General features: G+C 62.2%; 12 protein-coding genes and 1 tRNA gene. 11 read left to right on the forward strand and 2 right to left on the reverse strand.

What is annotated here, in order from left to right; all coding sequences use genetic code 11:
• Positions 1-171 precede the first annotated feature (171 nt).
• The 5 genes from betI to betB are packed head-to-tail and all read left to right on the forward strand — an operon-like array spanning position 172 to position 6454.
• Complete coding sequence (betI, locus tag NKI38_RS18915; RefSeq protein WP_352659715.1) at positions 172-762, forward strand: choline-binding transcriptional repressor BetI; 591 nt, start codon at positions 172-174, stop codon at positions 760-762.
• Positions 759-2288, forward strand: a complete 1530-nt coding sequence (betC, locus tag NKI38_RS18920; protein ID WP_352659716.1) for a choline-sulfatase — start codon at positions 759-761, stop codon at positions 2286-2288. The genes betI and betC overlap by 4 nt, the downstream gene beginning before the upstream one ends.
• A complete protein-coding gene (locus NKI38_RS18925) occupies positions 2288-3289 on the forward strand; it encodes a threonine/serine dehydratase family protein (RefSeq protein WP_352659740.1) in 1002 nt (333 codons plus the stop codon). The genes betC and NKI38_RS18925 overlap by 1 nt, the downstream gene beginning before the upstream one ends.
• Complete coding sequence (betA, locus tag NKI38_RS18930) at positions 3282-4934, forward strand: choline dehydrogenase (RefSeq protein WP_352659717.1); 1653 nt, start codon at positions 3282-3284, stop codon at positions 4932-4934. Before NKI38_RS18925 ends, betA begins: the two co-directional genes overlap by 8 nt.
• 56 nt (positions 4935-4990) lie before the next feature.
• Complete coding sequence (gene betB, locus NKI38_RS18935; protein ID WP_352659718.1) at positions 4991-6454, forward strand: betaine-aldehyde dehydrogenase; 1464 nt, start codon at positions 4991-4993, stop codon at positions 6452-6454.
• 2 nt (positions 6455-6456) lie between these two features.
• Here the strand turns inward: betB and NKI38_RS18940 are convergent, their stop codons facing one another.
• A complete protein-coding gene (locus NKI38_RS18940; protein ID WP_352659719.1) occupies positions 6457-8697 on the reverse strand; it encodes a mannose-1-phosphate guanylyltransferase/mannose-6-phosphate isomerase in 2241 nt (746 codons plus the stop codon).
• 11 nt (positions 8698-8708) lie between these two features.
• Positions 8709-10229 carry a phosphomannomutase/phosphoglucomutase gene (locus NKI38_RS18945; protein WP_352659720.1) on the reverse strand — a complete coding sequence of 507 codons (1521 nt, stop codon included), beginning with the start codon at positions 10227-10229 and terminating at the stop codon, positions 8709-8711.
• A 199-nt stretch (positions 10230-10428) separates the two neighbouring features.
• Between NKI38_RS18945 and NKI38_RS18950 the strand changes: the two genes are divergently transcribed.
• From NKI38_RS18950 to NKI38_RS18975, 6 genes are all read left to right on the forward strand, one after another.
• Positions 10429-10505: transfer RNA gene (locus tag NKI38_RS18950), tRNA-Pro, on the forward strand.
• A 478-nt stretch (positions 10506-10983) separates the two neighbouring features.
• The gene (locus NKI38_RS18955; protein ID WP_352659721.1) at positions 10984-11970 is read left to right on the forward strand and encodes a TerC family protein; all 987 of its coding nucleotides are present in this window, start codon (positions 10984-10986) and stop codon (positions 11968-11970) included.
• A gap of 642 nt (positions 11971-12612) precedes the next feature.
• Entirely contained in the window at positions 12613-12912 is a 300-nt protein-coding gene (locus NKI38_RS18960) for a DUF1236 domain-containing protein (RefSeq protein WP_352626731.1), read from the forward strand.
• A 72-nt stretch (positions 12913-12984) separates the two neighbouring features.
• Entirely contained in the window at positions 12985-13200 is a 216-nt protein-coding gene (locus tag NKI38_RS18965) for a hypothetical protein (RefSeq protein ID WP_352659722.1), read from the forward strand.
• Between the two features lie 6 nt (positions 13201-13206).
• Complete coding sequence (locus NKI38_RS18970; RefSeq protein WP_352659723.1) at positions 13207-13650, forward strand: hypothetical protein; 444 nt, start codon at positions 13207-13209, stop codon at positions 13648-13650.
• A 200-nt stretch (positions 13651-13850) separates the two neighbouring features.
• The gene (locus tag NKI38_RS18975) at positions 13851-14198 is read left to right on the forward strand and encodes a hypothetical protein (RefSeq protein ID WP_352626725.1); all 348 of its coding nucleotides are present in this window, start codon (positions 13851-13853) and stop codon (positions 14196-14198) included.
• The last annotated feature ends 22 nt before the right edge of the window (positions 14199-14220 follow it).

Consider the following 14220-nt stretch of genomic DNA (forward strand, 5'->3'; position numbering starts at 1 on the left):
CACGTGGCTGGTTGGCGCACCTCGCATTTATTGTTCAAAGATAAACAATCCTGCCCGCTTCGTGAAGGGCTGGAACCGGACAATCGCTTGGTACAGACGAAGCCAATGCCGATTTTTTTGTTGATTGACCCGTCAATAAAAAATAGTCCTACGTCAAAGGATCATAGCGAGATGCCGAAAGTCGGAATGGAGCCATTGCGCCGCAAGGCGCTCATCGACGCGACGATCTCGGCAATCGGCGAGCGCGGTTCACTCGACGTGACCATGTCCGAGATCGCCGGGCGCGCCGGCGTGTCCTCCGCTCTTGCCCATCATTATTTCGGCGCCAAGGACGAGCTGCTGTTGGCAACGATGCGCCACATCCTGGCCGAACTGACCGCCGACACGTTGCGCGCCCTTGGTTCAGCCAGCACCGCGCGCCAACGCGTCTCGGCGGTGGTCGCCGTCAACTTCTCCGACATTCAGTTCCAGCCGCAAACCATCGCCGCCTGGCTTGCCTTCTATGTCGAGGCACAGAAATCCTCCGCCTTGCGCCGACTGCTCAGGGTCTACGCGCGAAGGCTGCATTCGAACCTGATGAGCGGCCTGATCGGCATCTTGCCCCGAGCCGAAGCCGACCGCGCCGCCGAAGCGACGGCGGCGATGATCGACGGGCTCTACATCAGGCGGGCGCTGAAGGACGGCGTGCCTGATGCCGCGACCGCGATCGCGCTGGTCGAGGACTATCTCGAAACCAAACTTGGCGAGCGGCGCAAACAGTGACAACGAAGCGACCCAATTTCCTGATCGTCATGGTCGATCAGCTCAACGGAACCCTGTTTCCGGACGGGCCGGCGGAGTTTCTGCACGTGCCGCATCTGAGGGCGTTGGCCGCACGTTCGGCGCGCTTTGCCAACAACTACACGGCGTCGCCGCTCTGCGCACCGGGCCGTGCCTCGTTCATGAGCGGGCAATTGCCGTCGCGCACCGGTGTCTATGACAATGCGGCCGAATTCGTCTCATCAATCCCGACCTTCGCCCATCATCTGCGCGCTGCCGGCTACTGCACCTGCCTGTCGGGCAAGATGCATTTCGTCGGGCCGGATCAGCTTCACGGTTTCGAGGAGCGGCTGACCACCGACATCTACCCGGCGGATTTCGGCTGGACGCCGGATTATCGCAAACCCGGCGAGCGTATCGAATGGTGGTACCACAATCTGGGCTCGGTGACCGGCGCCGGCGTCGCCGAGATCACCAACCAGATGGAGTATGACGATGAGGTCGTGTTCCTGGCCACGCAGAAGCTCTATCAGCTTTCGCGCGAACAGGATGATGCGAACCATCGGCCCTGGTGCCTCACCGTCTCGCTGTCGCACCCGCACGATCCCTATGTCGCGCGCAAGCAGTATTGGGATCTCTATGAGCATTGCCAGGCGCTGGATCCGGAAACCGGGTTCATCGCGGATGACGAGCAGGATGCGCATTCCCGGCGGCTGTACCACGCCAGCGACTATCCCTCTTTCGAGATCACGCCGGAGCAGATGCGTCGTTCGCGGCGCGGCTATTTCGCCAACATCTCCTATGTCGACGACAAGCTCGGCGAGCTTCTGGACGTTCTCGAACGTACACGCATGGCCGACGACACAATCATCCTGTTCTGCTCGGACCACGGCGACATGCTCGGCGAGCGCGGCCTGTGGTTCAAGATGAGCTTCTTCGAGGGTTCGGCGCGGGTGCCGCTGATGATTGCCGGCAAGGGCGTTCGCGCCGGGCTGATCGAGACGCCGGTTTCCAATCTCGACGTGGCGCCGACGCTTTGCGACCTCGCCGGTATCAACATCGCTGCGATCGCACCGTGGACCGACGGCCAGTCGCTGCTGCCGCTCACCAAGGGCATCGAGCGCACCGCGCCTGTGTTGATGGAGTATGCGGCGGAAGGCTCCAGCGCGCCACTCGTTGCAATCCGCGACGGCAGATACAAATTCGTCCATTGCGAACTCGATCCGCCGCAACTGTTCGATCTCGAAGCCGATCCGCTCGAGCGAGACAATCTGGCCGACGACCCCGCCAATGCTGGCCTGGTGGCTGATTTCATGGACAAGGTTCGGGCGCGTTGGGACATGGCCGGCTTCGACGCCGCCGTGCGCGAAAGCCAGGCGCGCCGCTGGGTCGTCTATCCGGCGCTGCGCAACGGCGCCTATTACCCCTGGGATTTCCAGCCCCTGCAAAAAGCGTCCGAGCGCTACATGCGCAACCACATGAACCTCGACAATCTCGAAGAGAGCAAAAGGTATCCGCGAGGCGAATGATGTCAGACCTTCTCGTCCCCTCCCTTGACCATCTCAGGCAGGCCTATGCCGTCACCTCCCGGGCGACGCAGATCACGCCGCTGCTGGAATCGGCAGCCTTGGCCAGAGAGACGGGGGCGGCCCGCGTCTTCATCAAGCCGGAATCGCTGCAATGGGCCGGCTCATTCAAGGTGCGCGGCGCCTATTGGCGGCTGAAGCAGCTTTCAGCTGACGAGGCCAGAAAAGGCGTCGTCGCCTATTCCTCCGGCAATTTCGCGCAAGGGCTGGCGGCTGCCGGCCAGGCGCTCGGCATTCCCGTCACCATCGTCATGCCGATCGATGCACCGGCCGCCAAGCGCGACGCAACGGCAGGCTATGGTGCCCGTGTCGTGCTGACCGACCATGGCGAGCGCGCGCGTGAAGAAGTCGCTGCCGCTAAGGCCCGCGAGATCGCCGAGACCGAAGGACTTGCTCTGCTGCATCCGTTCGACGACCCGGAGATCGTCGCCGGCCAAGCAGGCGCCGGCCTCGAAGCGCTCGACCAACTCGAAGCCAAGGGTGCCAGCGCCGACCTCTTGTTTTGCTCGGTCGGCGGCGGTGGGTTGATCGGCGGCGTTTCGCTCGCCTTCCACTATCTCTCGCCAGTCACTGAGATCATCGGCGTCGAGCCGGAGGGTTTCAACGGCATGGGTTCGTCGCTGGCGCATGGCAGCATCGAGACGATGCCGATCGGCCCGAAATCGATCTGCGACGGGCTGATGTCGCGACGGCCGGGCGACGCGCCGTTTGCGGCTGTGAAGGCCGCCGGTGTCCGCGGCATCACGGTCGACGATTCCTCGGTGCGGCGCGCGATGCGGATCGCCTTCGAGCGGTTGAAGCTGGTGCTCGAACCGTCGGGCGCCGCCTCGCTGGCGGCACTGCTCGGCGGCAAGGTGGATGTGCAGGGCAAGACCGTCCTTGTTGTGGCTACCGGCGGCAATGTCTCGCTCGCCGATTTTATGGCGCATATGAACCATGCTTGAAGCGGATTTTGTCATCATCGGCTCCGGCTCGGCCGGCTCGGCCATGGCCTATCGCCTGTCGGAAGACGGCAAGCATTCGGTCATCGTCATCGAATTCGGCGGCAGCGATATCGGGCCGCTGATCCAGATGCCGTCGGCGCTGTCGATCCCGCTCAACATGAGCCTCTACGATTGGGGCTTTGCCAGCGAGCCGGAGCCGCATCTCGGTGGACGCGTGCTGGCGACGCCGCGCGGCAAGGTTATCGGCGGTTCGTCCTCGATCAACGGCATGGTCTATGTGCGCGGCCATGCGCGCGACTTCGACCATTGGGCCGAAGAGGGTGCGGCCGGCTGGGGCTTTGCCGACGTGCTCCCCTATTTCAAGCGCATGGAAGACTCGGACGGCGGCGAGGATGGCTGGCGCGGTCACGGCGGGCCACTGCATGTGCAGCGCGGCTCGCGCCGCAATCCGCTCTACGGCGCCTTCGTAGAGGCCGGCCGCCAGGCCGGGTTCGAACTGACCGACGACTACAACGGTTCCAAGCAGGAAGGTTTTGGGGCGATGGAGCAGACTATCAGCGGCGGACGCCGCTGGTCGGCGGCATCAGCCTATCTGAAGCCGGCTCTCGGACGCAAAAATGTCAGTCTGATCAAGGGCTTTGCGCGGCGGGTGATCATCGAGAATCAGCGCGCCATCGGTGTCGAGATCGAAGCTCACAAACAGATTCAGGTCGTCAAGGCACGACGTGAAGTGATCGTCGCCGCATCGTCGATCAATTCACCCAAGATCCTGATGCTGTCCGGCATCGGCCCGGCCGACCATTTACGCGAAAACGGCATTCCAGTGTTGGCCGACCGGCCCGGCGTCGGCCGCAATTTGCAGGATCATATGGAGCTCTACATCCAGCAGGAATCGACCAAGCCGATCACGCTCAATTCAGTGCTGAACCCGTTCTCGAAAGCTCTCATCGGGGCGCAGTGGCTGTTCTTCAAGACCGGGCTTGGCGCCACCAACCACTTTGAAGCGGCCGCCTTCGTGCGCTCGCGCGCCGGCGTCGACTATCCCGATATCCAGTACCACTTCATCCCCGCGGCGGTCCGCTATGACGGCAAGGCGGCGGCGAAGTCGCATGGCTTCCAGGCGCATGTCGGGCCGATGCGTTCGAAGTCGCGCGGCTCGGTGACGCTGCGCTCGCCGGACCCGAAATCGAAGCCGGTGATCCGCTTCAACTACATGTCGCATCCAGACGACTGGGCGGAGTTCCGCCACTGCATCAGGCTGACGCGTGAAATCTTCGGCCAGTCGGCGTTCGACCCCTTTCGTGGCCAGGAAATCTCGCCGGGCAACCACGTGCAGTCAGACGACGACCTCGACATCTTCATCAGGGATCACGCCGAGAGCGCCTACCATCCCTGCGGCACCTGCAAGATGGGCCGCGCCGACGACGTGATGAGCGTCGTCGATCCAGAGTGCCGGGTCATCGGCGTCGACGGCTTGCGGGTCGCCGATTCCTCGATCTTCCCGCGCGTCACCAACGGCAACCTCAATGCGCCATCGATCATGACCGGCGAGAAGGCATCCGACCACATCCTTGGCCGTACGCCTCTGGCGCCGTCCAACCAGGAACCATGGATCAATCCGCGCTGGCAGGCGTCGGACAGATAGAGCATGATCGCGTGACTGCACGATCCGCATGCCGCGAAAGAATTTGGAGAGTTCCCATGCGCGCCCAGCCCACGGCATCGCACTATGTCAACGGACGCTACATCGAGGACGAAGGCGGCGCGCCTCTGCCGGTCATTTATCCGGCAACCGGCGAGACCATCGCCATGCTTCGTTCGGCAACGCCGAACGTGCTGGAACTCGCCGTCGAAGCAGCGCGGGCAGCCCAGCCGGCCTGGGCGCGGCTGAAGCCAGTCGAGCGAGGGCGCATCCTGCGCCGCGCGGCCGATATCCTGCGCGCCCGCAACGCCGACCTCGCCCGCATCGAGACGCTGGACACCGGCAAGGCAATCCAGGAAACGCTGGTGGCGGACGCGCCGTCGGCCGCGGACTGCCTCGAATATTTCGGCGGTGCCGTCGCCGCCTACAATGGTGAATCCATCGATCTCGGCGGACCCTTCGCCTACACAAGGCGTGAGGCGCTCGGTGTCTGTGTCGGCATCGGTGCCTGGAACTACCCGATCCAGATCGCCGGCTGGAAATCAGCACCGGCGCTCGCCATGGGCAACGCCATGGTGTTCAAGCCGTCGGAAAACACGCCGCTTTCAGCGCTGGCATTGGCCGAGATCTACAGCGAGGCGGGCCTGCCTGACGGTTTGTTCAATGTGGTGCAGGGCTATGGCGATGTCGGCGCCGGGCTTGTCGGCCACGATGTCGTCGCCAAGGTCTCGGTCACAGGCTCGGTACCGACCGGCCGCAAGGTGCTGTCGCTTGCCGGCTCAAAAATGAAGCACGCGACGATGGAGCTCGGCGGCAAGTCACCGCTGATCGTCTTCGACGATGCCGACATCGAGAATGCCATCGGCGGCGCCATGCTCGGGAATTTCTATTCGACCGGGCAGATCTGCTCCAACGGCACGCGGGTCTTCGTGCAGAGCGGCATCCATGACCGTTTCGTCGACCGCCTGATAGAGCGGACCAAAAAAATCCGCATCGGCGACCCGCTCGACCCCGAAACCCAGATGGGCCCGCTTGTCTCCAAGGCGCAGCACGAGAAGGTGGTAGGCTATATCGAAATCGGCAAGCAGGATGGCGCGACGCTGGCCTGCGGCGGCAAGGTGCCTTCGCTGCAGGGTTTTCAGAGCGGCTTCTTCGTCGAGCCGACAGTGTTCACCGGCGTCACCGACACGATGCGCATCGCCCGCGAGGAGATCTTCGGGCCGGTGATGAGCGTGTTGAAATTCGACGGCGAGGACGAGGTCATCGACCGCGCCAACGACACCGAGTTCGGCCTTGCTGCCGGCGTGTTCACGCGCGACCTGCCGCGCGCCCACCGCGTCATCGCCGAGTTGCAGGCCGGCACCTGCTGGATCAATGCCTACAATCTGACGCCGGTGGAAATCCCGTTCGGCGGCTTCAAGCAGTCCGGCATCGGACGCGAGAATTCGCTGGCGGCGCTGGCGCTCTATTCGCAGCTGAAGTCGATCTATGTCGAGACCGGGGACGTGGCGAGCCCGTATTGAGCCTACGCGGCCTTTTCTGTTGTGCTGTCCAGATACTGCGTCAACGCGCAAACCAGATGATAGAAGATACTGGCCGGCACGTCAGTAGCCAGCGAGCGGCCGCGTTCGTCGATGCGGTCGATCCACAAGCCGAGCGGCGCCGGGTCGATGTGCCAGCGGAACAGTCGGCCGACACGCGCCTCGATCTCGGGCTTGAGATCCGGTCCGCCCGAGCCATCGAGTGCTATGGCCGCTTTGATCGCCTCGGCCTGCGGCCAGCTGCGTGATATCTGGTCAAGCGGCAGGCCCTGCCTGGAGACGGCGCCATAGGCAAGGCCGGTGGCGCGGTTGAGGCCGTTCGCTATGGCAGATGCATAGAGTTTCCTGGCAAAGCCGCTCAACTCGGCCTGGCCGCTGCGCCCGGCGAAATCGACCAGCAGCGAGGCCCATTCGAAATGGTGGCCGGGCTCGGTCCACGTTCCTTTTTCGCCGGCGGAGGGTTTCCATTCGGCATCGAAGTACTCGCCAAGCGTCCAGCTTTCCGTATCGAAGAAATGGCTGCGGAAGAGGTCGATGATGCGTGCCGCGCGGCGCAGATGCGCGCGCTCGCCGGTTGCCTGGTACCAGGCAAGAAATGCCTCGAGCAGATGCATGTGCGGGTTGGAGCGACGCTCGCCTTCGCCGTCCGACGTTTCGAGGAAGCCGGTCATGCGGCTGTCCTCGAGATGTGCATCGAGAAAGGCGAAGGTTTCCTCACCGAGCCGCAAGGCGTCGGGATTGCCCGACATATGCGCATGTGCCAGCGCCAGAAGCACGCAGGAATGATCGTAGGCATCCTCGGTGGTGTCGGCGACTGAACCATCGACATTCAGCGTGCGCACCCAGCCGCCTTTGTCGCTGCGGCCCTTCCCGGCCATGAAGTCGATGCCGTGGCCGATCAGCCGGTCGGCCGGACCGTCCCAGCCGCGCTCCTTGGCGACCGCGAAAGCATAGACCTGCCTTGCCATGGTGCGCATGCGCTTGGGCTTCATCAGAGGCGAGGCATCCAGGCCGAGCGCTTCATGAAAACCACCATGGCGTTCGTCGACGCCCGATGTCGACCACAGCGGCAAGGTCTCCTGAAACAGCCAGTGGTGCACGCGCCGCCGCCAGGCTCCGCTTTCGATGACGCGGTCTTGCGCCGGTGTGAACCTGGTTTCCAGCCGGCCCGATTTTTCGAGCTGCTCGACGATCTTCTTGACGTGCTGACTGTGGCTGACGGGGGCGATGAAGGTGGCGTCCGATGTCGCGACGATGGCGACGTCCTTCATGCCGATCGCCGACAGCAGGCGGCCATCACTGCGGATGTAGGAGTTCTCGCAATCGATGGCGACGACATCGCCGATGATGACATTGCCCTTGTCGTCGGCGGGGCCGACATCGAGCAGCGACTGCCACGAGCCGAGATCGTTCCAGCGGAAGCCTGCCGGCACCATGGCGATGTCATTTGCCCGCTCCATGATGGCGTAGTCGATCGAGTTCGACGGGATGGCGGTGTAGAACTCAAGCGGCATATAGAGGCCGGATAGATCCGACCTCGCTGCCTTGTAGGCTGCTTCGGTGGCCTGCCAGATGTCCGGCTGGAACGCCACAAAGGCGTCGCGCATGGCGCCGGCGCGAAACAGGAAGATACCGGTGTTCCAGTAGAAGTTTCCGGCCTGGAGATAGCTCTGCGCGGTCGCAAGATCCGGCTTTTCGACGAAGCGCGACACGTCGAAGGTGCCGCCGCTTTCGGCAGCGACCTCGATATAGCCGTAGCCGGTCTCAGGCTGCGTCGGCTTGATGCCGAACACCACCAGCCGGCCGCTGCGCGCCGCCTCGGCGCCGGCTTCCACGCTCTGCCAGAATTGGCGCGGAGTCGATATCTCATGGTCTGACGGCACCACCAGCACCAGGCTGTCGCCGAACTCGGATAGTGTGCGCAGCGTCGCCAGTGCGACGGCGGCGGCTGTGTTGCGCCCCGTCGGCTCGAACAGCGGACCGCCGCCCGCGAGGTCGAGGCCGGCAAGATCGGCATGAACACGGTCGGCGTGACGCTCCGCGGCGATCAGGAAGATCGGCGTTTGGCCTTCCGGCCTCGCCGTCAGCCGGCGCAAGGTCTTGGCCAGCATCGAGCCGTCGCCCGACAGATCGTGGAACTGCTTGGGATTGTCCTCGCGCGACAGCGGCCACAACCGCGAACCGACGCCGCCGCTCATGACAAAACTGACAATCCGCTCGGTCATTCAATTACCATTCAAAAGGTCTGGTTGTAGGCACCCACCTCGGGGCTGCGGCGCAGTATGGTATCGACGGCTTCGAACATCTGCCGGCGACGCTGCGACGATACCGGGCTCTCGACGACCACCACGAGTTCCGGCTTGTTCGATGAGGCGCGCACCAGCCCCCAGGTGCCGTCCTCGGCGACGACACGCACGCCGTTGACGGTGATGAGGTCTGCGATCGTCTGGCCAGCAAAGGTGACGCCATCGCGCTTCATGGCCTGAAAGTCGGCAACCACCCGCTCGACCACGCCATACTTCACATCGTCCGCGCAGTGTGGCGACATGGTCGGTGTGCCGAAAGTCAGCGGCAGCGCGCGGTAGAGATCAGCCATCGAACTGCCGGGGCTGCGATCCAGCATCTGGCAGATCGCGATGGCGGTGACCAGCCCATCGTCATAGCCGCGGCCGATCGGCGGGTTGAAGAAGAAATGGCCGGACTTTTCAAAGCCGGCGACCGCGCCAAGCTCGGCGACGCGGCGCTTGATGTAGGAGTGGCCGGTCTTCCAGTAATCAGTGACGGCGCCGTTGGCACGCAGCACTGCGTCGGTGTTGAACAGGCCGGTCGACTTGACGTCGACTACGAAGGTCGAGCCCGGATGCTGGTTGGAAATATCCCGCGCCAGCATCACCCCGACCTTATCGGCGAAGATCTCATTGCCTTCATTGTCGACGACGCCGCAGCGGTCGCCATCGCCGTCGAAGCCAAGGCCGACATCGGCTCCGGTCTCGAGCACCTTGTCCCTGATGGCATGCAGCATCTGCATGTCTTCCGGATTGGGGTTGTAGCGTGGGAAGGTGTGGTCAAGCTCGACATCGAGCGGGATGACCTCGCAGCCGATGCGTTCCAACGCTTGCGGGGCAAAGGCGCCCGCTGTGCCGTTGCCGCAGGCAGCGACCACTTTCAGTTTTCGCGTGATGCGCTTGTCGCGGGTCACATCGTCGAGATAGGTCGCGCGAAAATCGCGGACGAAATCGTAGGAGCCGCCGCCAGCGAGGTCGAAGTCGCCGGCCAGCACGATCGCCTTCAGCGCGCTCATCTCTTCGGGACCGAAGGTCAGCGGCCGCGCCGCGCCCATCTTGACGCCGGTCCAGCCATTTTCGTTGTGCGAGGCCGTGATCATGGCAACGGATTGAGTATCCAACGCGAACTGCGCGAAATAAGCCATCGGCGACAATGCCAGGCCGATGTCTCTCACCCGGGCGCCGGCAGCCATCAGGCCGGACACCAGTGCCAGCTTGATCGACAGCGAATAGGAGCGGAAGTCATGCCCGGTGACGATATCGGGGCCGGCGCCAAGACGGCGGATCAGCGTGCCAAGCCCCATGCCGAGCGCCTGGGCACCGATCAGGTTGAGTTCCGGCGGCTGCGCGGAGCCAGGATGGCCGAACCACCAGCGCGCATCATATTCGCGAAAGCCGGATGCGTCGATCAGCGCCGAGGTCTCGAATTCGAAGCTGTTGGGCCGGGCCTCGCCAACGATTTTTGGATGCAAGACAGCAGAACTCCAGGCGGTGGAAACACGATCTATCGAGGCTGTGGCTTAGCACACAAGGCTTTAAGCCACGTTTATCCCGGACCGAAATCTGGGCTTTGCGGAAATGCCCGACGAAAGCGGATGAAATGCGACAGAAGTGCTGCCATTGCCGCTTGCAGGAACGAAGTACGGCAGCTATAAGCCCGCGGTCTGGTCACGGAGTGTAGCGCAGCCTGGTAGCGCACCTCGTTCGGGACGAGGGGGTCGCAGGTTCAAATCCTGCCACTCCGACCAGAAAAAACAGATACTTAGGTATTTGTTTCTCCCGATACCCCACAGCGCGAGACCTTCGGGCAATCCATCCGGGTTCGAGAGCAGAATGTCTTTGACGGCAGCGCTGGCAGTCTTATTTTCAGTCTTGGTCATGGCGGCGTTCCTTCGCGGGAATCAGGCGACTCCGACGCAGGGCTGTAGCCCGTCGGACCAGTCTCATGGCAAAACCCCAGTTCAACTCCAGGCTGCACCAGCTTGCGGACCAGGTGGTGCACCGGTGCCATATCTGAAGAGATAGCCCCATACGTCTTACGACCTAAGCGGACTCCGAGAGACAAATCTTCCGGCCCCAGCAAAAGTCCCGCCGGACCCTTGATCGCCAGAAAATGAGTTCCCAAGTGGGTACCAACCCGCTGGTCCGGGCCCCTCTGGTGAGAGCCTCGGCACTCTTACGATGTCGGACCGATTTTCTGACAGCTGTGCCGACAGGGGATTGCCCTTGAGTTTCTCATTTTTGTTCATCGAATGGCTCGGAACGCCGCTCTGGATGTGGTCGAGCTTTTTTGTCCTCGTTATCGTCATTTTGTCGTTCGACCTTGGAATTCTTCATAGGCAGGACAAGGAGATTGGCGTCCGCGAAAGCGTGATGCTTTCTGCCCTCTATGTCACCCTCGGGCTCGCCTTCGGTGGCTGGGTATGGTGGTATCTCGGCTCCGACGCCGGCCTCGCCTATCTGACAGGCTTCGTCGTCGAAAAGACGCTGGCGCTCGATAACATCTTCGTCATTGCCCTGATCTTCTCATTCTTTGCTGTGCCGCGCATCTACCAACACCGGGTGCTCTTCTGGGGCGTCCTCGGCGTCTTGGTGCTGCGGGCCATCATGATCGGTGTCGGCGCGATGCTGGTCGCCGAGTTCGCTTGGATTCTTTATATCTTTGCCGCATTCCTGATTGTCACCGGCATCAAGATGCTGATCGTCAAGGAGGCAGAACCCGACCTGTCGAAGAACGTCCTCTTCCGCTTCATGCGCAATCGCTTTAAGGTCACCGAAGAGCACCACGGACAGCGGTTTTTCGTCAAAAAGACAAATCCCGGAACGGGCCAGGCCAGCTGGTTCATCACGCCGCTCTTCATGGCGCTGGTGATGGTCGAGGTGGCCGACGTCATCTTCGCCGTGGATTCCGTCCCTGCGATTTTCGCGATCACGACAGACCCATTCATCGTCTACACCTCAAACGTCTTTGCGATCCTCGGCCTTCGCGCCCTCTATTTTGCGCTTGCGGCGATGATCCAGCGCTTCCGTTATCTGAAGCCCGCGCTCGCTATCGTTCTGATCTTCATCGGCTCGAAGATCTTCGTCGCCGATCTCCTTGGCCTTGAAAAATTCCCGGCCGCCTTCTCGCTCGGCATTACCTTTGCGATCATCGCGGCCGGCGTGGTTTGGAGTCTTCTCAAGACGCGGGATCAGCAGCGGCAGTCTGCGTGAACGGGGGAGCCGACCCTGTCCGTCGGTCAACGCAACGACGAGGAGGTACAGACCGGCGCTGTTCCTGCTCCGGATGCGGCCGACCGCCATGACCCACATTGCCCTCCAGGAGGTCAAAAGATGGCAAGGTCGTGGACTGGTTGGAATATGTCAGCGACGCCGACTACGGCGCCTGGCCTCCTTCACTCGAAAGGGACCAAAATGCCCGGTTGCGGCGGGTATGGAAATGAGAGTTCGCTCGCCAGGATTTGCACCCCGCGAGCGAACTCCCTATCGGCACAGGAAGGGACGTAGCTGCGCCGATGTGCAAAATTCGTCGCTAATTCTCCTGGACGATCAGCCAAGAGCCATTCCAATCACCATCAAAGTGATGGCCGCTGCGAAGACCGGTGCGAGCAACCAGCGTGCCTGGCCAACACTCTTCTCCATTGGTTTCCTCCCACAACTTGCAGCCGACAACGACCGCAAACAGTGGCCGTTCCGGGCGACGCCCTTGGTAAGACCATTGCGTTTTGCGATCAGACTTAAGTCCCCCGCCCCGCCCGACCGAAGCCCAGCCTCGGGAACGTTTGCGCTTGCCCAAAGTTCGGTTGGTTGGGCGCAGACGTTGTTGTGCTGCGTCGGTTTGCAAAGGAGGAATTCATGAAAGTGCATCTTGCCGCCGCCGCGGCGTCGCTTCTGCTGCTTGCGGGTGTCGGCGCAGCCGCAGCCGAGGACATCATCATCCAGCCCGAGCAGGAAACAGTCATCCGTGAATATGTGAAGAAGCAGCCCCTCGCTTCGGTGAAGGTTCCCGGTGTGGAACTCAATATCGGAACAGCGCTGCCCGACACGGTCGAGCTTCACGAAGTCCCCAACGTCAAATACCGCTACACAGTGATCGACAACCGGACAGTTGTTGTGGATCCGGGCACCCACAAGATCATCAAGATCATCGACTGAACCAGCCGCTTACGGCTGAAGCCCGCCGCCCTCGAGGCGACGGGCTTCCCAATAAAACGGACGCAGATCGCCATGTCGAACCGTGAGACTGAAAAATCCCAAGCGCTGGGAGTGCGCGTGGCTGACCTCAAAGCCAGGATGCAGGAGGCTCAGATCACCGAAAGCGAAATGAAGACCTTCCAGAAGGTCGCGGCCATCCTGGAGGACCACGAGGGTCGAATTCAGGGTGACGACCTGATTGCCGCGTCTTTCGTCACCGATATGTTGCTGAACAGTCAAAAGCCTTGAGTGACCATGCCAACAATCAGCAGACTTTTTGATTCGCCTGCCGAAGGGGCCCGGGTCGCCGGCGACCTTGTGGGATCCGGAATTCCTCGGGTACAGATCGCCATCATTGGACCTTATAAGGACGAAGCGGGATTTCTATGGGCTCTCGCTCTGGCGTCCATCGTTGGCGCTGGTGCTGGCGGGTTGGCCTGCCTGGGCGCCGTTGCCGTTCACGCCATCAATCCTCTTGCTGCGGGACTATCGGCAACAGCGGTGGCAGGCGCAGTCTTTGGCGGCGTTGCCGGCGGCCTGCTCGCAACATTCACCACGACTGCCGCAAAGCCGGATGATCGAAGTATCGCAGAGGGTATCGTTTTGGTGACCGCGCATGTCGATGAAAACGAGATCAGTATCGCTCAGGCAGTGCTCGAGGGGGACGACCCGACGACATTCGTTGCCGAGGCAGCGTGAGAATTTCCAGGGAAATTGGATGAATGGTCCGATAATTTTGGGAGGCGGGCGCGATGGGAAGAACGCTACTGCATTGACCGACAACGCCCAGCTCGGTGGCTGGGTCCCGTCGCGGCCGCAAACTTTGACGACATGGCCGTCGGCCCTAGGTACTTCGGTGCGGTATGATGGGGTCAATGAAACGGCAAGCCGGATGCGATATGAATTTGAATTCGACGACAGCCTCGCCACCGGCCCTGATGATCGCGCTGTTTCTCGTCGCCGGCTGTTCATCGATCGGCAGAACCGTCGATCCGGCAAAATACGATTCGATGACATGCACCGAGCTCAACAGCACGCTGGGAGGCATCGCCCGTGACATCTCGCGAACCGCAATCACCCGCGGCAAGGTCGCGAACACCAACGTTCCACGCTGGCTGCTGGGCGGCTCGCGCGTGAAAGCCGCGGTCGCCGACCGTGAAACGGCCAGGATCGACCGACTGAAGCAGCAGCAAGACGCCATCGTCGCGGTACGAGCAAATAAGTGCCGAGGTCAATGGACTGAGTGAACAGGCGCTGCCTTGGTGCTTT

Source organism: Mesorhizobium sp. M0621, from assembly GCF_040320745.1.
GTDB lineage: Bacteria > Pseudomonadota > Alphaproteobacteria > Rhizobiales > Rhizobiaceae > Mesorhizobium.